Below are 19,482 nucleotides of genomic sequence, written 5' to 3' on the forward strand. Positions count from 1 at the left end.
ACTTCGCTTTGCTTCAACCTGCCGATCGAAATCAGTTGGCGCGCTGGGTATCTCGGTCGGCACTCGTCGCCGCGAACGACTTGAGGCCACTGGGGCGTGTCTGGGTCGGGCAGGGACGCCATGATCACACACGGCCCTCGCCGAGGGTCGTCACACGCGGGGGCCGTCCAACGAACGCGCGCCAAGGCGGGCGCCAATAGTTCGCGCCTTGTCCGAGCGCGAAGTCGTCGACACTGGACTGTTCCCGGTTCGGTGGACACGGGGTTGAAAGTCGCTTGGTAGCACGGGAGTTCGCAGGTGGGTTCGGCGCGGCGTAGTTTCACCGAGGAGTACAAGGCGCAGGCGGTAGCATTCGTTCTGGACGAGGGTCGGCCGGTGGCCGAGGTGGCACGCAATATCGGTGTGCATGAGATGACGTTGAGGAAATGGGTGAAGAAGGCGAAGGAGTCCGGGTCTGGGGATGATTCTCCGGATCGGGGGTTGTCCGACTCGGAGCGGGCCGAGTTGGAGCGTTTGCGTGCGGAGAACGCGGAGTTGAAGATGCAGGTCGCGTTCGCAAAAAAAGTTGCGCCTGGTTCGCGAAAGACCAGCGGTGAAATTCGCCGCGATCGCGGACTGGGCGGAATCCGGGGAATTCGACATCGAGTTCATGTGCTGCGAGCTCGGTGTGTCGCGGTCGGGATACTATGCCTGGCGCGGACGCGAGGTGTCGGGCCGGGACCGCGAGGATGCGGCGCTGACGAGGTTGATCCGCGCCATCCACGACAAGCTGCGGGGCAACCCTGGCGTGCGGCGGGTGCATGCCGCGCTGGTCGTGGCCGGGCATCGGGTGGCGCGTAAGCGGGTGTGGCGGTTGATGCGGGCCGCCGGCCTGCGCGGGAGGCATCCGAAGGCGTTCCGGCGTACCATGATCCACGGCAGCAGCCCGGTCGGGGCGCCGGACCTGATCGGCCGCGACTTCACAGTCGGCGGCGGTGCCGGGCGCCGCTGGTGCGGCGACATCACCTACGTGAAAACGTGGGCCAGCTGGGCTTATCTGGCGACGGTGATCGATCTGCACGACCGTTCGGTAGTGGGCTGGGCGATCGCCGATCATATGCGGGCTGGCCTGGTCACCGACGCGCTCGATATGGCTCTGGCCCGCCGGAAACCGGAGCCGGGAGTGATTTTCCACAGCGACCGCGGAACGCAATACACGTCAAAGGAATTCGACGCTTACTGCCGTCGGATCGGTATCCGGCGGTCGCTTGGCCGCACCGGCTCGTGCTTCGATAATGCCGTCTCGGAATCGCTGTTCGCGACCTATGAGAAGGAACTGATCCATACCCGCCCGTGGCCGACGTTGGAGTCGGTGCGGCGGGTGACGTTCGACTGGATCGAGAACTACTACAACACTCATCGAAGGCATTCGACGCTCAATTATTTGACACCGCAAGAATTTTCGTCAGGTACAGGGAAATCAGTCAGATCGCGGCTTGATCCCGTGTCCACTCAAACGGGGACACTCCAGCCCGCCGAGGGCGCGGACGAGCAATGGCACCAGCGGATGAACATCTTGCATGCCCTCCAACGGGCGGACGCCCGCAATCTCCTGCGACAGCGCACTAACCAGGTGGCCGAGCAAGCCGAGGGCCTATCCTGCCGACTCGCGGCGATAGCCATCACCTTGCGCCAGCAACAACTCCCGGCCCCCGACCACGAGGCCACCACCGAATTCGCCGCCCGCGATCTCGACGAAGAACTCGCCGAACTGCGGGACCTGCGCGCTGACCTGACGTGCAGCGATTTGATACACGCCGACTAACCCTGGGCTAGTGGAGGCTAGTGGCTTCGGCGGACGATGAGGCCACCCGGACACGCTCAAAAAACAAGCTTAGATACCGGCTACAGCCGACAGCCGCCATTACGCTGATTGCCACTGGCTTATCTGCAGTGACGCAATCCAGTTGGAACGCATTCGCGACAAGGACCTCTCCATATGAAGGGATCAATCACTGCGGTGATCTGCCTAATGGCAGCCGCAACGCTGAGTATCAGTACCGACAGGACGGCGTCGGCCGACACGACGGCGGACAAGTCGCGGACCGTGACGACCGACGATGGTTGGCAGGTGCGGATCACCAAAACAAATGAAACTCTGGACCGGGTATCGAACCTCGCTGCGAGCCCGTTCACGCGGGAGGGATTCGTCAGTCTCAAGGCCATCTCGGACATCTCAGGGCACGGGCGTGTGCCGGTGAACTCGGGGAGCCTGACGGTGGGCTACCAGGTCGGCTGTCAGATCGACGTCTCGAACGGTCTCACCGCTGGACTGTCCGGGGTGTTCGGCCCGAACTTCAGCATCCTGGCGGCGCCGAACCGAGGGAACACCACCGGCGCGAACACACCGAGCGCCTCCAATCCCTCGGCCTCACCGAACGCAGGTGACAGCATCAGCCCGACAACGCCGAGCATGTCCAGTCCGCCGAACGTAGCGATCACTGTCGGTGGGAGCGCACTGGCAATCCCCGGCGTCTCGGTCTCGCCCAAACCGGGCACGATCACCACCATTCCGTTCATGACGAAGGCGTTGGCCGGCGGGCACGCCACGATCACCACCGAACAGGTACAGATCAAGGTCGATTCGTGCGCGGGCCCGGTCAGCCTGCGCTCGTATGCCATTGTCTCGACGTCCACGGCCACTGCCGACAACTCGGTCGCCGTCTACGGCGACCCGATCTCGCTGTGATCGCGATGTCAGGCGTGTGCGGGACCACCGGCGTGCTCGCCATCGCGATAGCGTCGGCGTTCAGCGTCACTCAAGTCGCACACGCCGACACCTCGGTCCGCACTACCGCCGTCACAGTGGTCAAAACCGCTCGAGGCGGCGGAGCAGAGGTCTTGCCCGGCGGCATAGGCCCCTTGGTCGGCGGCGTTGCGGTCCTGCCGCGCACGTTCCTCGGGGCCCCCAAGGCCGGCGAGGCACCCGGATCAGGCAACCCGGCCGCCTCGGCATTGACTCCACCACCTCCAGGCCCCGCCACCGGCACCCCCATCGTTCCGGTCGGATAGCGGGGACGGCGGGACCGAGACCAGGGCACAAGGTTGGTGTTCTCGGACGACACACTAGCTGTTCCATCTCATGAGGTTGGTTCCGCCGGACGTGTTGTCCGCACGGGGCACGACGCCTTCGAGCAACACATCGAGAAACTGATTGGCCTGGGCAGGACTGCCCGCGCGGGCGACGGCGGTCGTGAGGACTAGCAGGTCGTTCTCGCTGAGGTCGCCGCGGATCGCGCCGGCGGCCCGCGCCTCTGCTGCCAACGGCCCTGCGGCCGCGCGGATCTCGCGGTGCCAGGCGGCGACCTGCGGCGGCTCGACGTCGCCTGGGCCCGCGTAGCCGGCCATGACCGCCTCCCCCAGCACCCGGCTCTCGGTGATGTGCGCGACCAGTTCCCGCAACCACGCAACCAGCGCCGTGCCTGGCGGCCACGTGGCCGCCAACGCGCCCGCGGTCTCGCACAGCGTCCGGATCCGCTGGTCGTAGACGGCCTCGAGCAACTTCTCCCGCGACGAGAAGTGTCGATACAGCGTGGCGTTGCCGACTCCTGCCGCCTTGGCGATGTCGTCCAGCGAAGCATTCACGCCGCGTTCGTTGAGGGCGGCCTCGGCCGCGGCCAGCAGGCGTTCGCGGTTGCGCTGCGCATCAGCCCGACGCGGCTGCGGTTGAGTCATGCGGGCCATCGTACTTGCCAACCGGGGAACACTCCCCGTATCTTCGGCGGAAGTAGGCGGGGATAAGTCCCCGTTTCCGTGAGAGGAGCCATCATGACCGAGAACAAGTCCCCGGCCGCCGTGGTCGACGCCATCGTCAACGGCAAGGGTGACATCGACGCGCGCCTGCGGTTCATCGCGCCGGAATCACTGGACCAGGGCGTGCGGGTCACCCGCGACGACTGGCGACGCAAGTGGGAGCTGATGCGAGCGGGCTGCCCCGACATGCAGATAACCATCGAGCACCGCGTCGAGAACGGCGAGTGGGTGGCCAACCGCTACACCATCCGCGGCACCCACACCGGCGAGTTCTTCGGCACCGCGCCGACCGGCAAGCCGTTCGAGATCGGCGGCATCGACATGATTCGCGTCGTCGACGGGCTGCTGGTCGAGCATTGGGCCTACGCCGGGCACCTTCCCAGCGGCGGCTAGTCGGCTGGCTTTTTCTCTGTCGGGATCTTCTTGGCCCCAGTCTTCTTCGTCGCTGCGCGTTTCGCCACCGACTTCGTCTGTGCGGCCTTGGGTGGTGAGGATGGTTGCTCGGCTAGCGGCGTTGACGCTGTCCACTTTAGGCACCCGTGAGTCGTGTGACGATCGAGGCGAGGGCTTTCATGCTGGCCGCGTGGGGCGTGACGAAGTAGTTGAAGCCCAGTGTGTTTCGCACGCGAACGAGCTTTTCGCAGACTCCGAGAGCGTGCCGATGGCGACGACTGGTGAATCGAACAAGGTCTGCAGATTCAAGTCCAGGTGGCGATTCACCTTCCCGCCGTAGCGCGCGACGGCTCCGGTGAGCGTCTCCAGAAACCCTGTGGCAGTTGTCTCAAAATTGTCGGTGATAGCGACGAAGACGAGCATCAACGACAGTTCGAGCGCATCGAACCGAGTGCCCGCCGCCGACCTCATCCAGTCCAGCCTTTCCTCGAAGGCTCTGGTCCGGAAGCTGGTTAAGTCGTCGACCACAGCACCCTGAGTGCCGAAGGCGGCACCCAGCACCTGAACGATGTCAGCCCGTTCAGCCGCCATCGAGAGGAGACGGCGTCCCCCACCGCCGACCATGATCGGCGGGCCGCCGGGTTGCGCTGGCTTCGGGATGCCGCTGAGATCAGCCACCGCGTAATGATCGCCGCGAAAAGTGAGCGAATCGGGCCCGAACAATCCGCGGATGATGGTGATGTTCTCCTCGAGACGGCCAATACGAGTTCGCGCAGTATGGAAACCAATCCCGGACTCGTCGTAATCTGCTCGGACCCAGCCCGCACCGAGTCCCAGTTCGAGACGGCCGCCGGATAACACGTCCAACGTCATAGCCTCCTTGGCGAGAACGGCGGGGTGGCGCAGATCCTGATTCAGCACCGATGTCGCGATTCGAATCTGCGAGGTGGCGGCTGCCATTGCCTGCAGACCCAGCATCGGTGCCGCGGCCGAGTTGAAGTGATCGTTGAGCGCAATGCTCGAAAACCCCATGCCTTCCGCCTGCTTGGCGGTCGCGGCGAGGTCGTGCACCTCAACACCCGAGGCGACCACTCCGAATCGGATGGGTTTGATCACTGCGACGCCTACGGTTCTTGACTGACCAGCGCCGACGTCCGCTCCCATAACTCACGCGAGCGTTGCAAGTCATAAGTGATCCGGTGCGCGCGACCGACGCGGCGTTTCACGAAGTACTCGCCGGCGGGCCCGAAGTGTCGACTGTCGTCCGAGGCCAGCCACACCAGTTGATCACAGGCTGCCTCCGGGGTGATGCCGACGAGCCGTTCGGTGTGCGCTCGCTCCATGACCTTCAGAACGCGCGAACCCGACGCCGGGCCGAAGTTGCTGTTGACAAAACCGGGGTGAAACGACGCGGCGGATACACCGAGTCCGCCGTAGCGACGGTGCAATTCGCGGGCGAACATGACGAGCGCGATCTTGGAGCGCCCGTAGGCAACCGTCGGGCGCACCGGCTTCACGCAGAGTAGGTCGTCCACCGATACACCTGGACGCATCAACCGTTGCGACGAGCTCGACGTGCAGATGATCCGCGCCTTGGAGGCGACCAACACGTCCATCAGCAAGGTGGTGAGTAGGAACGCCGCAAGGTAGTTCACCTGAAGCACGCTGTCGAACCCGTCAACGGTGAGGCCATCCGACGCAAAGACACTTCCGGCATTGTTGGCCAGCACGTCGATTCGCCGATAACGCTGCCGCAGGATCCCGGCCAAGGCACGCACCTGGGCGAGGTCGGAGAAATCCGCACAGAGATAGTCGGTACCGAGTTCGTCGGCAATCGCCTTCGTCTTCGACACGGAGCGACCGATGACGACGACGTTGTCGCCAGCGGCTGCCAACCGCCGGGCCGCTGCTGCACCGACACCGTCGCTGGACCCGGTGATGACGATGGTCCGCTCCGACACGTGCGCCATACCCTTCGTCCGCACCGTTACTGCAACGGCGACTGGTAAGCCATACTGGTGTCACCTATAGTAAGTTGTGAGCAGTCGAATTGGCAACCGCTCTTAACGCCCTGAGAGGCAAGACCTGTGACTTCATCCCCTGATACCGCGAAGCGTCGCGTCGTTCACGTCGGCACCGGCATGACGGGCAGCGTTGCGTTGCGCGCAATCATCGATGACCCCGCACTCGAGCTGACCGGGCTCAAGGTCTCCTCGCCGGCGAAGGTAGGCACGGATGCCGGCGCGTTGTGCGGTCGTCCCGATATCGGCGTCGCAGCCACCGACGATCTGGGGGTAGTCCTCGACGCCAAGCCCGATTGCATCGCCTACTGCGCGACCGCCGTCCGACGTGAGGACGAGGTGATCGCCGACATCGTCGGCTACCTGGAAGCCGGCATCAACGTCGTCACCATCTCCGCCATCCCCATGGTGTATCCGAAGGCGGCACCGGCCAACTGGCGCGAACCGATCGAAAACGCCGCGCGTCAAGGTAGCTCAACGTTCTACGCCACCGGGTGTGAACCCGGCTTCGTCAGCCTCAATCTGCCCACCGCCCTGCTGGCCGGTGCCGGGGTGATCGACACCTACCGCATGGACGAGTACGCCCTCGACCTCGACTTGTCCTACCCGATCTGGGAGGTGCTGCATGAGTCGATGGGCTTCGGAAAGCCTGACGGCCACGTCCCGATTCGCATCGCTGTCGGCAAGGTGAACAACGACTGGGAACCCGTCGTGCGCTACATCGCCGACACACTCGGCGTGGACGTCCAACGAGTGGCACTGGACTGGGAGACGATCCTGGCCCCGCACGATCTGGACACCGCACTTGGGGTGGTCCCGAAGGACACCATCTGCGGCCACCGCTGGCAACTCGCCGCGATGCACGACGAGCGTCCCGTCGTCTCGGTTCAGTACTTCGCCGCGGTGACCTCGACGCCGTGGCCCGACTCTTGGCCGCGCCCAGCACAACCCGGCAAGGGAGGCATGGTGTTTCGCATCGAAGGAAACCCGAACATGACCCTCGACCTACATCTGGACCCCGCACCAGGCGACTCCACCAACCCCGGCGTCGCCGCGACGGCGATGGCGGCGATCAACGCCATCCCCGCGGTCATCGACGCCGCGCCCGGACTGCTGGGCGAGCCACTGGCCGGCCCGTCGATCGTGACCCGTCAGATCCGGGGCTGACACGATGAACCAGGAAATCGTTGACCTGTATTACGACCCGTTCGACTTCGACATCGACGACGATCCATATCCGGTGTGGCGGCGGATGCGCGAGGAAGCGCCGCTGTACTACAACGAGCGCCACGACTTCTACGCGCTGAGCCGATGGGATGACGTCGCTCGTGAGCTGCCGAACTGGCAGACCTACCGGTCGGGGCGCGGCACCATCATGGATGTCATCAAAAGTGGCATCGAGGTGCCTCCGGGGGTGATCCTGTTCGAGGACCCACCCCAACACGATCTGCATCGGCGATTGCTGTCGAAGGTGTTCACCCCGCGCCGGATGGCTGCCATCGAACCGTTGACGCGCGACTTCTGTGTGCGGGCTCTCGATTCGTTGATGGGGCGGAACGAATTCGACGTCATCGCCGACCTCGGTGCCCTGATCCCGATGCGCACCATCGGTTATCTGCTCGGCATCCCCGAACACGGCCAGCAGCTGATCCGCGATACCACGAACAATGCTATCGACCTGAAGGAGGGTCAGTTCGCGGTCGCCGACAACGCGTTCGAGGAGTCGTACCTGTTGTTCTCCGAATACATCGATTGGCGGGCGGACCATCCATCCGACGACCTGATGACACAACTGCTCAACGCTGAAGTGGAAGACGATGGTGAAGTACGCAAGCTGACGCGCACCGAGGTACTCACCTACACGAGCATGATCGCCGGTGCCGGCAACGAAACCACCACCCGGCTCATCGGATTCGCGTGCCAGCTACTGGCCGACTACCCGGATCAGCGCCGCGAGCTCGTGGCCGACCCCGCACTGATCCCGGGTGCCATCGAGGAGGTGCTGCGCTACGAAGCGCCCTCACCGGTGCAGGCGCGATACGTCGCCCACGATACGGAATGCCTCGGCCAGCTGATCGCGGAGGGGTCAATCATGTTGCTGATCAACGGATCCGCCAACCGCGACGAAGCGCACTTTCCGAACGGCGAACAGTTCGACATTCACCGCAGAGGCGGTCACCTCAGCTTCGGGCAAGGTCTGCACTTCTGCCTCGGTTCCTCGCTGGCACGCATGGAGGCCAGGGTCGTGCTGGAAGAGCTTCTCGAGCGGTGGCCGCAGTGGGACGTCGACTACGCGCGCGCGGCCAAGGCCCATACCGCCAGCGTGCGGGGGTGGTCGAAGCTGCCGATCATGACACGATGAATGTCAACGCCGGGTGAGGGGTGAGGGTGCAGGCTTCGAAGTCGCAGCGACAATCAGTCCGACGAGCGCGAGGCTCGCTCACTGAAGATGCCATCGTGGAGACGGCCTTCGCGATAGCAACGGAGTCCTCAATCGAGGAGCTCAGCATTCCGCTGGTCGCCAAATCGCTCGGCGTCGGCGTAACCAGCATCTACTGGCACGTACGCAACAAATCAGAGCTTCTCGACGCAATGACCGACCGCGCGTTGCGCCGCAGCGGATTACCGGCGTTCACCGAGTCGGACGATTGGCGCGAGTCGTTGAAGGCGCACGCACGCGGCGTGCGCCGGACCTTCCTCAGCGATCCGGTGTTGACGGACCTGGTTCTCATTCGAGGCGCACTGAGCCCGCTGGCACGACGGCTCGGCGAACAGGAGACGCAGAAAGCGATCGCCAACATGATCGATTCCGGTCTCGACGAGCAGACAGCCCACGACACGTACTCCGCGGTGTCGGAACTCGTTCGAGGGTCAATACTTCTCGCGAGATTGGCACAAAAGCACAACGCAGTACAGCAGACGGAGTCCGCCGGCGAGGGCGGATTCACCAGCGCCCCAGTATCGCCCGACGATCGAGCATTCGAACTTCTTCTGACGTCCGTGCTCGCCAGCGTTGCGCCCTAACTTCGGAGATTCAGTCACTACGTTCTGCTCAACAGCAACGTTGCTTTCTTTGGTCGCCGTGGTCGTGGCGTCTCCCAGCAGGAGCACAACCAGCGGCATGCACTCCCGGCTGGACTGTGTGGGTGAGGAGAAGCTGGCGAATTTCGCTGCCTCTGTGCCTTTCCCGAAGCGTCTCGGCGCGCCCGACGAGTATGCCTCGCTGGCTCAGCACCTGCTGGAGAACCAGTACATCAACGGTGGGGTGGTTCGTATCGACGGTGCGCAGCTTCCAGCCCAAGTAGACAGCGCGCGGCTACGACGGACAGCGCCCCGGGCAATCTGTGTCCGGGGCGCCGTCAGTCGATGATGCCGTAGACCACACGGAGCCAGATCGACACCAGCGTCTGGATTCGCTGCTCGTCGGCGAGCGGCTCATCGTCGCCGCAGTGCTCCAGCGAGCGTTCGTTGAGTTCGAGCAGCGCGATGGCCAGTGCGCTGTCCGGGCCCGCCGGGGCGAGTCCCGCGGTGCGTTCGTTGTCGATCATCGTCGCCAGCGGGGTGACGAACGACAGGCGAATCCCGTCCCACAGGTCGCGCACGGCCTGGCTGCGCTGCCGGGCGGCCAGCATCGTCCGGAACAGGTGGCGGTGCTGGTCGCGGGCGGTGAAGACGCTCACGATCGTGTCTGCCAGCCGCTTCTCGGTGTTCCGCGTCCGTCCACGAGAATGCTTGTGGCAGTGAGTATTTCCTGATACATCTCGATGCGATATCGCCGCGACGCAGGCCGCCATGTCCTCGAAATAGAAGTAGAACGCCGAGCGGCTGACCCCGGCCGCCGCGGCGATATCGACCTTTCGCCCGAGGTGCTCGACAACTACCTCTATGCCAACGCCCGGGAGTTCTTTTTCGGTGACCGGAATACGAACGACTGAATATGCTCAGGGCCGGCCGAGACCGCGGTGGAGGAGGTTGCCACTGTCGCGGACCGGAGCGGCTACTTGGATCCGGCCTTCGACGAACGCCGTGTCGCGGTGGTTTTGGCCGCGGAGGTCTTCTTGGTGGGAGACTTCGCCGCAGCGGCCTTCTTCGCCTGCGGTTTCGGTGCCGTCTTGGCCGCGCCGGTCTTCCGGGTCGACGTGCTCGACCGGTTCCCCGATTTCGACGCGATCATCCGGTCGGCGTGCTCGAGAATCAGCTCGAGGCCGTACTCGAAATTGTGGTCGTCGGGCGCCCCGCTGCGCAGCCCCTTGGCACTCGCTTCGGCCAGCAGCGGTGTGGTCTCGGGCGAGATGGTGAGGTTCTCGTAGTAGGCCGTCGAGCCGGAGTCGGATTCCTTGTTCTTGTCGTAGAGCCGTTGCAGCACGACGGTTCCATGGATGTGCAACTCGACCGCCGAATAGGTGTCGACGGCGTCCTCGGGGGACAGTCCCGCCTCGACCAGATTGGCGATCACCTGCTCGGTGTGCTGCGCGCCGAGTTGCGCTGCCTCCGGGCTCAACGCCGAGCGGATCAGGATCAGATCGCACAGAATAGGGTTGCCCAGGAAGGTCTTCCGCATATCGCGCGCGTAACGTCGCAGCGAATCGCGCCAGTTGTCGGCCTCGACGAACGGGGTGACGAACTCGGCGTACTGGGTCAACGCGCGGTCGGTCATCGCGTTGAGCAGATCGTCCTTCTTGCGGAAGTACCAGTAGATACTGGTCACGCCGACATCGAGGTGCTTACCGAGCATCGGCATGCTCAAGTTGTCGAGGGTGACCTGCTCAGCCAGTTCGAAGGCACCGTTGATGATGTCTTCGGGATTGAGGGAACCGCGCTCACGCCGTGGTCGCTTCTCCGCGGTTACTCGCTTCGCCATCGCCGTAGCCACCTCCTCGAAATATGTTGCATCGTCCGTCGATCGCCCCGCACCACGCGGCGTCGTGGAAACGATCGTACTTGTCACGGTAAACGCAACCGCAGTGCATTCGTACCGTGGGGCGCCGTGTCTGCGGCACCAGTTCCGCCGCCGTTTTCTTGCGAAAGTGACTGTCTACTTTACAGTAGGCGAATCGGTAGTTCTCGAAAAACTTGACGATGTCAGAGGTGACATGTGTCCCGAGGCCAGTTCCACAGCCTGCACGCCGTCGAGTAGGCCCGACAGCGCTGCTCCTTCCAGTGTCCGGTCACGATGTTCGCGAAGAACTATACGGTAATAGTTACAGTTTCATTGTCGACCTTTGGTTCGGCTACCTGCTCGCCATCTTTCGGAAGGCGGGCACGCCGACATGTTTGAGGTCACATACTGTAACACAGACTGTAAATCCGCCAGTGGGTCTCGCGAGTTTCCTGAACTGGGCGAAGCCGGGCCGTTACCGCAACTCTTGTCGCCCTCTTACTGTATGGGATATGCGCATTTAAATATCTATTCCGAAACCTTGATGGTCGGCGATGTCGGGACTCGAGAATGGGGCGGGGGAGTCGGCTGCAAGTCGGTGACGTGTTTGCCGCCGGGCTGGCTGGTTTTGTCAACGGCGCGCCGGGATCGGACAGCGCTCAGCAGCGGGGTTGTTCCCAGCGCGGCGTGGTGGTGGAACTGTTGCTGTCCGATCGTTCTAGCTGGCCTTGTTGTAGGCCTCGACGATGTCTTTGTGGATCCGGCCCCGGCTCGAGACCTGATAGCCGTTTGCCCGGGCCCAGTTGCGGATCGCGGCCGTCGGTTCGCGGTTCGCAGTCGCGCGGCTTGCGTGGGACTCGGTGATGCTCTTACGGTTTCGGCCGACCTTCCGTGCCGACCAGGGCCACCGCTGGAAAACCTCGCGGAGCTTGCCGGCGTGCTTCGCCGACAGGTCGATCTCGTACATCACAGCATCGATACCGAAATGCACTGTCTCACCGGTCGGGGACTTCCGTACAGCTGGCGGCAGGCTCGGCGGCGCCTGTGACAAGGATGATTTCGGAGGGCGTCACCATGCGCTCGGACTTATCGTCGACCATGGTTGCTGGCCTTTCGTCTGCCGATCCGCGAACGGCCTGTCGAGGTCGAGGCCGGGGCAGTGCTGGGACACTGGGAAGGTGACCTCATCACCGGAACAGCGAACGTTCGGCCATCGGCACGCTGGTCGAGCGCGTAACAGGGTTCGTCATACTGCTGCATTTGCCGCACACCCACAAGCGGAATCCGAGGTGAGTCTCCAGCCGGAAGCGACAACGCTGGATCATCCGATGGAAAGCGGCGCTGAACGCCTTCGACATCACCTTCGAAGGCCGCCTCACCGCCGGACGAAAATAACCGAATCAAACCGAGTTACACCGTCTAGCCAATGTGTCCTGGTAGGACGTCCCGTTCCGGGGTGAAAATGGTGGGGTGGTCGCCTTGCCGACGCCGTTGTTTCTATGGTTCGTTGAGGCCGTCGTCTAGCCGGGCGTTGGGGTCGCGTGTGGGCCCTTCATTGTTGCCGAATGTTGTTGTCGAGCACGAGGATTAGATTCGCGTTTCCCTTGTGGTCCCACGGGGCGGCCACCCGAGATCGGTTCGAGTGATGAGGACAGGACGGACAACACGATGCTGGCTGAATCCCATGATGAGGAACAGATCATCGCCCGGGTCGCTGCTCTGGATGTCGGCAAGGCCGAGGTGGTGTGCTGTGTCCGGGTGCCCGCCGAGAGCGGCTCGGGCAAGCGGTTGCAGGAGGTCTCGACGCATTCGACGATGACCCGATCGCTGACCGAATTGGCCAATCATCTGGTCGATTTGGGGATCGAGCGGGTGGTGATGGAGGCGACATCGGACTATTGGAAGCCGGTGTTCTACTTGCTCGAAGCGCATGGGCTCGACCCATGGCTGGTCAACGCCCGCGATGTCAAGCATCCCCCGGGGCCGCCCCAAAACCGATGTGCTGGACGCGATCTGGTTGTGCAAGGTCGCCGAGCGTCAGATGCTTCGCCCGAGTTTCGTTCCATCGGTCCCGATCCGGCGGCTGCGGGACCTGACCCGTTATCGAATCGATCTGATCGGGGGCCGCACGGCGGAGAAGAACCGGGTCGAAAAGCTGCTCGAGGCCGCCTGCATCAAACTCTCCGTCGTGGCCTGGAGACATTTTCGGGGTGTCCGGGCGAGCGATGATGGCCGCCCTGATCGCTGGTGAACGCGACCCGAAAGTGCTGGCGCAGATGGCGCGATCACGGATGCGCACCAAGCTCGGCCAGCTCGAGGAAGCGTTCAACGGGCACTTCGGCAACCATCATCGGTTCCTGCTGGCTCGGATGCTGGCCCGGATCGACGGTATCGACGCCGACATCGCTGCGGTCGACGAGCAGATCGAGGCGCAGCTGGCCCCTTTCGCCACGGCGGCGGCACGCCTGGATGAGATCCCCGGTATCGGCCCGGTCGCCGCCGCAATCATCATCGCCGAGGTCGGCACCGACATGTCCCGGTTCCCGACCGCCGCGCACCTGTGTTCCTGGGCGAAGTTCTCACCCGGTATCAAGTCCTCGGCCGGCAAGACCAAGGGCAACCGATCCACCGGGCACGGCAACCGCTACCTCGCACGAGTCCTGGGCGAGGCAGTGGTCGCTACAGGCCGAACCCGCACTTTCCTCGGTGAACGCTACCGCCGCCTGGCCAAACGGCGCGGCAAGAAGCGCGCCATCGTCGCGGTCGGCCGCTCCATCCTCGTCATCGTCTGGCACCTCCTGCACGACGACAACACAGTCTTCACCGACCTCGGTGGCGACCACTTCACCCGCCGCACCAATCCGGACACCACCAGACGCCGCCACATCCGGGAACTCGAAGCCCTCGGCTACACCGTCACCCTCACTCCAGCCGCCTAACCCACACACCCGCAACAACCGTGTCGGCTCCGCCGACAGCTGTCGCCTGCCCGGTCACTGTCATTTTCGGATTAGTGTCTACTGGACAGCCCCTGAACCGGCGCTCCGCCTTCGGCGGGAACCGCAGGGTGTTCAAGGGATTTGGGGCGAGTCTGCCCTTGCGTTCGTGCTCAACTCGGCGGCTCGTGCTCCTCGGCGGGGGTTTGGAGGAGTTGCCGCGCGGCTGCGCAGTATCGGATCGCTGTGCTCTCGTCGAGTCCGAATACGACGGCAAGGTGGAGCGGGTCGGGGCCGTGGGTGAGCGCTTCGTCGACTTGACGGTCGACGCGCAGGGCTTCCAGGGTGGCGGATTGTCGGCCGAACGGCGCGGTCAGCGTGTCGACGCTGATGGCTCGGATATTCGAAGCGGGCTATTGGTTGATGATCAGGTGCGGGTTGGCGGTGTTCGGCCAGCGTTTCCGCCGGTATTCGAGCCAGTCGAGCAGGAGCCGGTGAGTGAGTTCGTCGAGCGGGGGTCACCGAGTTGATGGTCAGCCGCCGGTTGCCGAGGTCGATATCGTCCAGGCGTAGGGTGCGGATGGCTTCGGGGGGCGCGGCGCGGACTGCGGCCAGGGCGAGCGCGATCCGGGCCGCGCGGTGGTGATCGCAGCCTTGGTCGCGTCGTCGATTTGCTTGCCGCGCAAGGGAATAATGATCGGGTCGCCACGGCTTTCGAGGCGGACTCGTGCTGCCGGGTCGGCGAAGATGGTGCCGTTTTCCTGCAGTGCCGCGTCAGCGAGCGCAGCACGCCGAGGGTTTGGCGGCGCCGGCAGCCCCGCAAGGCGCCGACGACCGCCCTGACGTAGCCGTGATGGTGCCGGGCCGAACCGGTCACCGCCAGCGCGGTCGCTGTGGTGAATCAGTCACGGGAGACATGAATGCCACTGACGGCTCCGATCATGGGGCACCGAATACCGGACGAGCGCGCCTGTGCGTTACACGTTCAACGTTGCGGATTCGGGGAAGACAACCGGCAAGGCTTCCAAGGCGCGGTGGAATGGTCCCGGCCGCCAGGAAAGATCTTCTCGTGATGTCGCCAGTCGCAGCTCGGGTAGCGCATCGAGAAGCTGGTCGATGGCATCCTGGGCAATCAGGAATGCCACAGATTTGGCCGGGCAGGAATGGGGGCCGGCACCCCAGGCCAGGTGCGAACGATTACCGGTGTGGTCGCCCTGGCGGATCGTCGGATCGTTGTTGCAACCGCTCAAGCTGATTAGGACCAGCTGATGCGCGGGCAACCAGGTGTCATCGACGAGGACCGGTTGCAGTGGATAGGTTGCGCACACGTTGGCCAACGGCGGATCGTTGAACAACACCTCGTCGAGTGCGTCGCGAGTCGACAGGCTGCCACCGAGCACACTGCCCCCGAACCGGTCGTCGGTCAGGATCAGCAGAAGGGTGTTGGCGATCAGGTTCTGCTGCGGTTCGATCCCCGCGCCGTAGAACCCGAACAATTGGGACAGCAACTCTGCGTCGTCGAGGCTGGCCGGGTGATGCGCGAGCCGCGAGGTGATGTCGTCGGCCGGGTGCGCACGTCGCAACTGAATCAGCTCCATCAGCGCTTCGTGGACCATCTGTGCGCCCAGGTCGGCATCGATGGTGTCATAGATCGCGGCCATACCGGTCGCGACCCGCGCGCCCAGCTCCGACGGGCAACCGACCATCTGATTGAGCACTTCGAAGACGAGTGGAAATATGTACTGGGACAACAGGTCTGCCGAACCATCCATGCAGAAGCTGTTGATCAGTGGAATCGCGATTTGCTCGACTGTCGCATGAAGAGAATGCAGATCGATCCCTTCGATACTGGTGGCGTACGCCTGCCGGTAGCGAGCATGCGCCGCACCGGAGTTCCGCTGCGCATTCGGATGCCACTCCAGCATCGGACGAATCGGAGAATTCTCGGGGATGCGTTGCTGCCAAGTCCGCGGATCGGCCGAAAAATGGGCAGGATCATGGAGGATACGCAACGCGATGCGATACCCGAGCACCAGCGTCGCGGGCACATTCGGAGCCAATTCCAACGGAACCATCGACCCGTATCGGCTGCGCAGCATGCGATACCCGCTGTGCGGATCAGCGTTGAACTTGTAGCTGCGTAGACAGATGTCCGCCACTTCGGGACGGATCGGTGATCCGTACTGGACCGGGCAGGCTCCCGACTCGGGAGTATCGACAGCGGTCATGTTCGCTCCATACATCGGTGAAGCAGCGCTGAAAAACCAACACCGCCAAAGATTCCTTGTCGCTCGATCGCAAGAGGCCCAATGACCGGCCAACAGCTTCAACAGTCACGATCGGCGGCAGGGTGGGCCGGCAAACAGTTGCCGCTGCGACCTTCGACGGCTCGGTGCGCTGTCAGGAAGACAGCCTATAGATGTTTTCGAGGGGTTCAGTAGGGTCGCAGCCGACAGGTTTCGCACTCCTTGCGACATAGGGACCTCATCGTGCAGCCGTCGGGCTCTCGGCGCGGGATGGGTTTCCGACTGGCGTATTCGACTCGAACCGATGCCCCATCCAGATACTTGGTACGGGCGGTCACGAAGGAGTACAGGCCCGGCATACGCCGCTCGGTGGCCCGCAGGCCCGCCCTGCGCAGCGGCGGAACCGAACGACAAGGCGATACCGCCACCCGATCAGCCGCTCGGCCAGCCGGTCCGGATTGCGCGCGTCAGGATCGGACTCCCGCGCGCCCGCGGCACGCAATGCGGTCGCTCCCTCCGCCGTCCGACTACGTCCCGAATCCGATTGCACGCGGCCATTATCGCGTCCCGGCGAGCAAGGCGCACAGGCCCCGGCGCCCTCACCATGCCGAGCAGAGAACCGCTCGCCATGCGGCAGATGCGGAGGTTCCACGGGTCGCGCCGCCCCCGACGATGCCCTGATCAGTTACTTGTCAATCACTCTGGGTCCGCAAGGAGTCCCCGAACGTGGTCACTGCCCGGATGAACTCCCATTCAGCAGGTAGCTCAACTTGTCTGAGCTGGGAACGATCGGAACTCGACAGGAAGTTGCTTGTCCCTGTTGCCTATTGCGCCGGATGGGGTTTGCTGCTGTTGCGTATCGTTGGCAATGCGCGCAGATGCGCTGCCGATCCCTGGTGCCGTTGCAGGCTGAGGGTGAGGAAGCGATGGATTGCCGCCAGTTCGGTGTCGCCGAATTGGGACAACTCCGTGTGCGCGTTGGTAATTCGCTCGGTGAACAGTTCGGTCACGATCGCGACACTGCGTTCGGTCGGTGTGACCAGCACCCGGCGTTTGTGGGTGGGGTCGGGGACTCGGCGGGCATAACCGGCGGAGACGAGCCGGTCGGTCAGGGTGGTTACCGAACCAGGAGTCAGCCCGAGCATGCGGGCCAGCTGTCGCACTGGTTGCGGGCCGTGCCGGAACACCAGGTCCAGGCAGCGCAGATCGGTTCGCCCGATGCCCAGATGATCGGCCAGGGCCTGATCGTCGGCGTCGATGGCCGCTTGCAGTTCGGCCATGGTGTTACCGATCGCGACGCGCAACTCGGCACTGTTGTCCTCGACAGGTAGCATCTGTTCACTGTAGTGTTTGACAATCAAACACTTTCTCGGAGCCATAACGAAGGAAGAAGTATGACCGCACGAGATGAACGCCCTTCCGCAGTCAACAGCGCTCTCGGTGGCCTGGTCTCGTGGGTGACCGGCAAGAAGTCACTCGAACAAGGCCGTTCCCCGCTCGACGGAACGATCGGTGAACTGCTGTCCTGGGTCACCGGCCGGGGCGGCCGCAAAGACAATGGCATCCGGTAACAGCGACCGCAGCCACCCGGCTACGCGACACAGCCGGCCCCGCCGCCACCGTCGCGCGCAGGCTCGCGACCCTTGCTCGAGCCGTTCCGGCCAAGGGTGGATTCGTTACAACCCGAAGCTGCCGAAACGGCAACCCCGCGAGATCCCCCATCAGCAGTGACCAGTGTTCGCGGTGTCGTTGTTGTTGCGGTTCAGCCGAATTGGAGGAGTGGGTTTCGTTTGTCCGAATGAGGCACTCCGGGTTCTGTGTGTGGAGGAAAATCCCGGCTTCGATCGGTTTGCCGTCATCGTCCAGATAGAGGGTGTTTGCGGACCCTTCGTCCTCGTCGTACCGCAGTGGTCGGAGTCCGAAGGCCCAGGCCGCTCTTGGGAGTGGGCCGAAGTCTGCTGGCGGATCGTAGTTCTCGATGCTTTCCAGGTGCACCGTCGTCTCCGGGATGGCGATGAGGCAGAGATCTCCAGATCACCAGCGGATGACTCAGCACTGCATAGGCGGTGTCGTGCGTGCCGCCCTCGCGCTGGTCATGGCTGTCAGCGTTCCGGTTGTGTAGCCGCTCACGGCGAGCCTCGCTGTGAGCGGCTATCGCCGTATGTACGCCTCGGTGCCGTCGAGGATCCTGGCGAGGCCGAATTCGAAGCCGTCGAGCGGTGGCTCGTCGGTGAGGTATGCCGGGTCTTCGAGCACCTCTGCAACCGCGTTCAGGTTGCGGGCGCGGAGCTGCTCGTTCAAGAACAGACGGATCGCGTGGATCGCCCGCCGTTGATCGGGATTCGCACGCCGCAGCGCTGCCGGGGCTGGAGTGTTGCGCTGCAGGTTGGCGCCGTACCGTGCGTGGCTGTCGAGGAGGTATGCACAGTTCAGCATCTGCTGTGCGTCCATGCCGGTCGGCTCGAGGACGGTGATGAGAGCATCCAGCCAGGCTGCGGTGTGCGGTGTCAGCGGGATGGTCGTCGGTGCGTCCAACAGCCATGGACGCGACAAGAAACGTCGAAAGAGTTGACGCGACCATAGCGCGGCCCCGTCTCGCCAGTCACCATCCTGCAGCGCCGGCGGGTCGCCCCAGGCGCGGTCGGCCACGAGCGTGATCAGCTCATCTCTCGAGTCGACATAGCGGTACAACGCGTTGGTGGTCACGCCGATACCCTTGGCCACCTTCGGAAGCGAAGCTGCGGCAAGGCCCTCCTCGTCGGCCAGTTGCATCGCGACCGTCACGATCTCCTCGACCGTGTGCGCCGGCTTGGGACCGCGCCGCCCTCTGGCGCCGAGGACACCCCAGGCCGCTGGCATGCCGTGGCCGAGGAGTACGGGGGAGTGCACCTCACCGTCGCCGGCTATCTGGCGGCTGCGGGCATCGCTATCGATGTCGACGGCGACACGGCGTCGGTGATCGCGGGATGGGCACCCGACGAAATGTTCTGGCTCACCGGTGACGTCCGCGCCGACGGTGACATCGTCGAATGGGTGCGCGACGACATCAACGAGACGTGGTCCGGCATCCGGAGCGGGGAGGGTGGCAGGGGTGTGAATTCCGGCCGCGGCTGATGTGCTGCAAGGTATTCGGTGATGGCAAGGCGCCTGTTCGATAGCCTCGTCGTGGCCGGGGCGCCGGTAGACCGATGCTGCCGAGTGCCCGGGGGAGCCTG

At 63.9% G+C, this 19,482-nt stretch carries 18 protein-coding genes and 6 pseudogenes; 14 read left to right on the plus strand and 10 right to left on the minus strand.

Going from position 1 to position 19,482, the window contains the following annotated elements; genetic code table 11:
* Positions 1-297 precede the first annotated feature (297 nt).
* The 3 genes and pseudogenes from AC5WS7_RS03600 to AC5WS7_RS03610 form a co-directional block, all read left to right on the plus strand.
* Positions 298-537: pseudogene (locus AC5WS7_RS03600) on the plus strand (transposase); the annotation flags it as partial.
* 28 nt (positions 538-565) lie between these two features.
* A complete protein-coding gene (locus AC5WS7_RS03605; protein WP_495952879.1) occupies positions 566-1,804 on the plus strand; it encodes an IS3 family transposase in 1,239 nt (412 codons plus the stop codon).
* Between the two features lie 207 nt (positions 1,805-2,011).
* Complete coding sequence (locus AC5WS7_RS03610; protein WP_495953731.1) at positions 2,012-2,728, plus strand: MspA family porin; 717 nt, start codon at positions 2,012-2,014, stop codon at positions 2,726-2,728.
* A gap of 377 nt (positions 2,729-3,105) precedes the next feature.
* Here AC5WS7_RS03610 and AC5WS7_RS03615 read toward each other — a convergent pair whose 3' ends face one another.
* On the minus strand, positions 3,106-3,714 hold the full coding sequence (locus tag AC5WS7_RS03615) for a TetR/AcrR family transcriptional regulator (protein WP_495952880.1): 609 nt from the start codon (positions 3,712-3,714) through the stop codon (positions 3,106-3,108).
* A gap of 93 nt (positions 3,715-3,807) precedes the next feature.
* On the opposite strand from AC5WS7_RS03615, the gene AC5WS7_RS03620 reads away from it, so the two are divergent.
* Positions 3,808-4,185 (plus strand): ester cyclase, encoded by a 378-nt coding sequence (locus AC5WS7_RS03620; protein ID WP_495952881.1) that lies wholly within the window; start codon positions 3,808-3,810, stop codon positions 4,183-4,185.
* A 177-nt stretch (positions 4,186-4,362) separates the two neighbouring features.
* On the opposite strand, the gene AC5WS7_RS03625 is transcribed toward AC5WS7_RS03620, so the two are convergent.
* A complete protein-coding gene (locus AC5WS7_RS03625) occupies positions 4,363-5,301 on the minus strand; it encodes a TIGR03621 family F420-dependent LLM class oxidoreductase (RefSeq protein ID WP_495952882.1) in 939 nt (312 codons plus the stop codon).
* Positions 5,302-5,309: 8 nt separating this feature from the next.
* Positions 5,310-6,146 (minus strand): SDR family NAD(P)-dependent oxidoreductase, encoded by an 837-nt coding sequence (locus AC5WS7_RS03630; protein ID WP_495953732.1) that lies wholly within the window; start codon positions 6,144-6,146, stop codon positions 5,310-5,312.
* A gap of 180 nt (positions 6,147-6,326) precedes the next feature.
* Here AC5WS7_RS03630 and AC5WS7_RS03635 point away from each other — a divergent pair, with 180 nt between their 5' ends.
* The 4 genes and pseudogenes from AC5WS7_RS03635 to AC5WS7_RS03650 all read left to right on the plus strand — a co-directional run.
* Positions 6,327-7,373, plus strand: a complete 1,047-nt coding sequence (locus AC5WS7_RS03635) for a dihydrodipicolinate reductase (protein ID WP_495953733.1) — start codon at positions 6,327-6,329, stop codon at positions 7,371-7,373.
* Between the two features lie 4 nt (positions 7,374-7,377).
* Positions 7,378-8,568 carry a cytochrome P450 gene (locus tag AC5WS7_RS03640; protein ID WP_495952883.1) on the plus strand — a complete coding sequence of 397 codons (1,191 nt, stop codon included), beginning with the start codon at positions 7,378-7,380 and terminating at the stop codon, positions 8,566-8,568.
* Positions 8,569-8,663: 95 nt separating this feature from the next.
* A complete protein-coding gene (locus tag AC5WS7_RS03645) occupies positions 8,664-9,230 on the plus strand; it encodes a TetR family transcriptional regulator (protein ID WP_495952884.1) in 567 nt (188 codons plus the stop codon).
* A gap of 109 nt (positions 9,231-9,339) precedes the next feature.
* Positions 9,340-9,511: pseudogene (locus AC5WS7_RS03650) on the plus strand (3-hydroxyacyl-CoA dehydrogenase); the annotation flags it as partial.
* Between the two features lie 54 nt (positions 9,512-9,565).
* Here the strand turns inward: AC5WS7_RS03650 and AC5WS7_RS03655 are convergent.
* From AC5WS7_RS03655 to AC5WS7_RS03670, 4 genes and pseudogenes are all read right to left on the minus strand, one after another.
* Entirely contained in the window at positions 9,566-9,886 is a 321-nt protein-coding gene (locus AC5WS7_RS03655; RefSeq protein WP_495952885.1) for a hypothetical protein, read from the minus strand.
* 126 nt (positions 9,887-10,012) lie between these two features.
* Positions 10,013-10,129, minus strand: a pseudogene (locus tag AC5WS7_RS03660) (hypothetical protein); the annotation flags it as partial.
* A gap of 74 nt (positions 10,130-10,203) precedes the next feature.
* Positions 10,204-11,067, minus strand: a complete 864-nt coding sequence (locus AC5WS7_RS03665) for a TetR/AcrR family transcriptional regulator (protein ID WP_495952886.1) — start codon at positions 11,065-11,067, stop codon at positions 10,204-10,206.
* Positions 11,068-11,803: 736 nt separating this feature from the next.
* Complete coding sequence (locus AC5WS7_RS03670) at positions 11,804-12,136, minus strand: histone-like nucleoid-structuring protein Lsr2 (RefSeq protein WP_495952887.1); 333 nt, start codon at positions 12,134-12,136, stop codon at positions 11,804-11,806.
* Positions 12,137-12,208: 72 nt separating this feature from the next.
* On the opposite strand from AC5WS7_RS03670, the pseudogene AC5WS7_RS03675 reads away from it, so the two are divergent.
* The 4 genes and pseudogenes from AC5WS7_RS03675 to AC5WS7_RS03690 all read left to right on the plus strand — a co-directional run.
* Positions 12,209-12,351 (plus strand): annotated as a pseudogene (locus AC5WS7_RS03675) (IS30 family transposase); the annotation flags it as partial.
* A gap of 402 nt (positions 12,352-12,753) precedes the next feature.
* Positions 12,754-13,336: pseudogene (locus AC5WS7_RS03680) on the plus strand (IS110 family transposase).
* Positions 13,296-14,024, plus strand: coding sequence for an IS110 family RNA-guided transposase (locus AC5WS7_RS03685; RefSeq protein WP_495952888.1), 729 nt, complete (start codon positions 13,296-13,298; stop codon positions 14,022-14,024). The pseudogene AC5WS7_RS03680 and the gene AC5WS7_RS03685 overlap by 41 nt, the downstream one beginning before the upstream one ends.
* A 203-nt stretch (positions 14,025-14,227) precedes the next feature.
* On the plus strand, positions 14,228-14,551 hold the full coding sequence (locus AC5WS7_RS03690; RefSeq protein ID WP_495952889.1) for a hypothetical protein: 324 nt from the start codon (positions 14,228-14,230) through the stop codon (positions 14,549-14,551).
* A 447-nt stretch (positions 14,552-14,998) separates the two neighbouring features.
* Here the strand turns inward: AC5WS7_RS03690 and AC5WS7_RS03695 are convergent, their stop codons facing one another.
* Positions 14,999-16,249, minus strand: coding sequence for a cytochrome P450 family protein (locus AC5WS7_RS03695; protein ID WP_495952890.1), 1,251 nt, complete (start codon positions 16,247-16,249; stop codon positions 14,999-15,001).
* A gap of 842 nt (positions 16,250-17,091) precedes the next feature.
* Positions 17,092-17,601, minus strand: coding sequence for a MarR family winged helix-turn-helix transcriptional regulator (locus AC5WS7_RS03700; RefSeq protein ID WP_495952891.1), 510 nt, complete (start codon positions 17,599-17,601; stop codon positions 17,092-17,094).
* 60 nt (positions 17,602-17,661) lie between these two features.
* On the opposite strand from AC5WS7_RS03700, the gene AC5WS7_RS03705 reads away from it, so the two are divergent.
* Positions 17,662-17,838: a hypothetical protein gene (locus AC5WS7_RS03705; RefSeq protein ID WP_495952892.1), complete on the plus strand. Its 177-nt coding sequence runs from the start codon at positions 17,662-17,664 to the stop codon at positions 17,836-17,838.
* Positions 17,839-18,418: 580 nt separating this feature from the next.
* Here the strand turns inward: AC5WS7_RS03705 and AC5WS7_RS03710 are convergent.
* A complete protein-coding gene (locus AC5WS7_RS03710) occupies positions 18,419-19,051 on the minus strand; it encodes a TetR/AcrR family transcriptional regulator (RefSeq protein WP_495952893.1) in 633 nt (210 codons plus the stop codon).
* Between the two features lie 69 nt (positions 19,052-19,120).
* On the opposite strand from AC5WS7_RS03710, the pseudogene AC5WS7_RS03715 reads away from it, so the two are divergent.
* Positions 19,121-19,381 (plus strand): annotated as a pseudogene (locus tag AC5WS7_RS03715) (hypothetical protein); the annotation flags it as partial.
* Between the last annotated feature and the right edge of the window lie 101 nt (positions 19,382-19,482).

Source organism: Nocardia sp. PLKS1-43, from assembly GCF_059510335.1.

Coding starts and splice junctions, on each gene's coding strand:
- AC5WS7_RS03610 (WP_495953731.1), top strand. CDS start 2,012: ATGGCAGCCGCAACGCTGAGTATCAGTACCGACAGGACGGCGTCGGCC.
- AC5WS7_RS03615 (WP_495952880.1), bottom strand. CDS start 3,714: ATGACTCAACCGCAGCCGCGTCGGGCTGATGCGCAGCGCAACCGCGAA.
- AC5WS7_RS03620 (WP_495952881.1), top strand. CDS start 3,808: ATGACCGAGAACAAGTCCCCGGCCGCCGTGGTCGACGCCATCGTCAAC.
- AC5WS7_RS03635 (WP_495953733.1), top strand. CDS start 6,327: ATGACGGGCAGCGTTGCGTTGCGCGCAATCATCGATGACCCCGCACTC.
- AC5WS7_RS03640 (WP_495952883.1), top strand. CDS start 7,378: ATGAACCAGGAAATCGTTGACCTGTATTACGACCCGTTCGACTTCGAC.
- AC5WS7_RS03665 (WP_495952886.1), bottom strand. CDS start 11,067: ATGGCGAAGCGAGTAACCGCGGAGAAGCGACCACGGCGTGAGCGCGGT.
- AC5WS7_RS03695 (WP_495952890.1), bottom strand. CDS start 16,249: ATGACCGCTGTCGATACTCCCGAGTCGGGAGCCTGCCCGGTCCAGTAC.
- AC5WS7_RS03700 (WP_495952891.1), bottom strand. CDS start 17,601: ATGCTACCTGTCGAGGACAACAGTGCCGAGTTGCGCGTCGCGATCGGT.
- AC5WS7_RS03705 (WP_495952892.1), top strand. CDS start 17,662: ATGACCGCACGAGATGAACGCCCTTCCGCAGTCAACAGCGCTCTCGGT.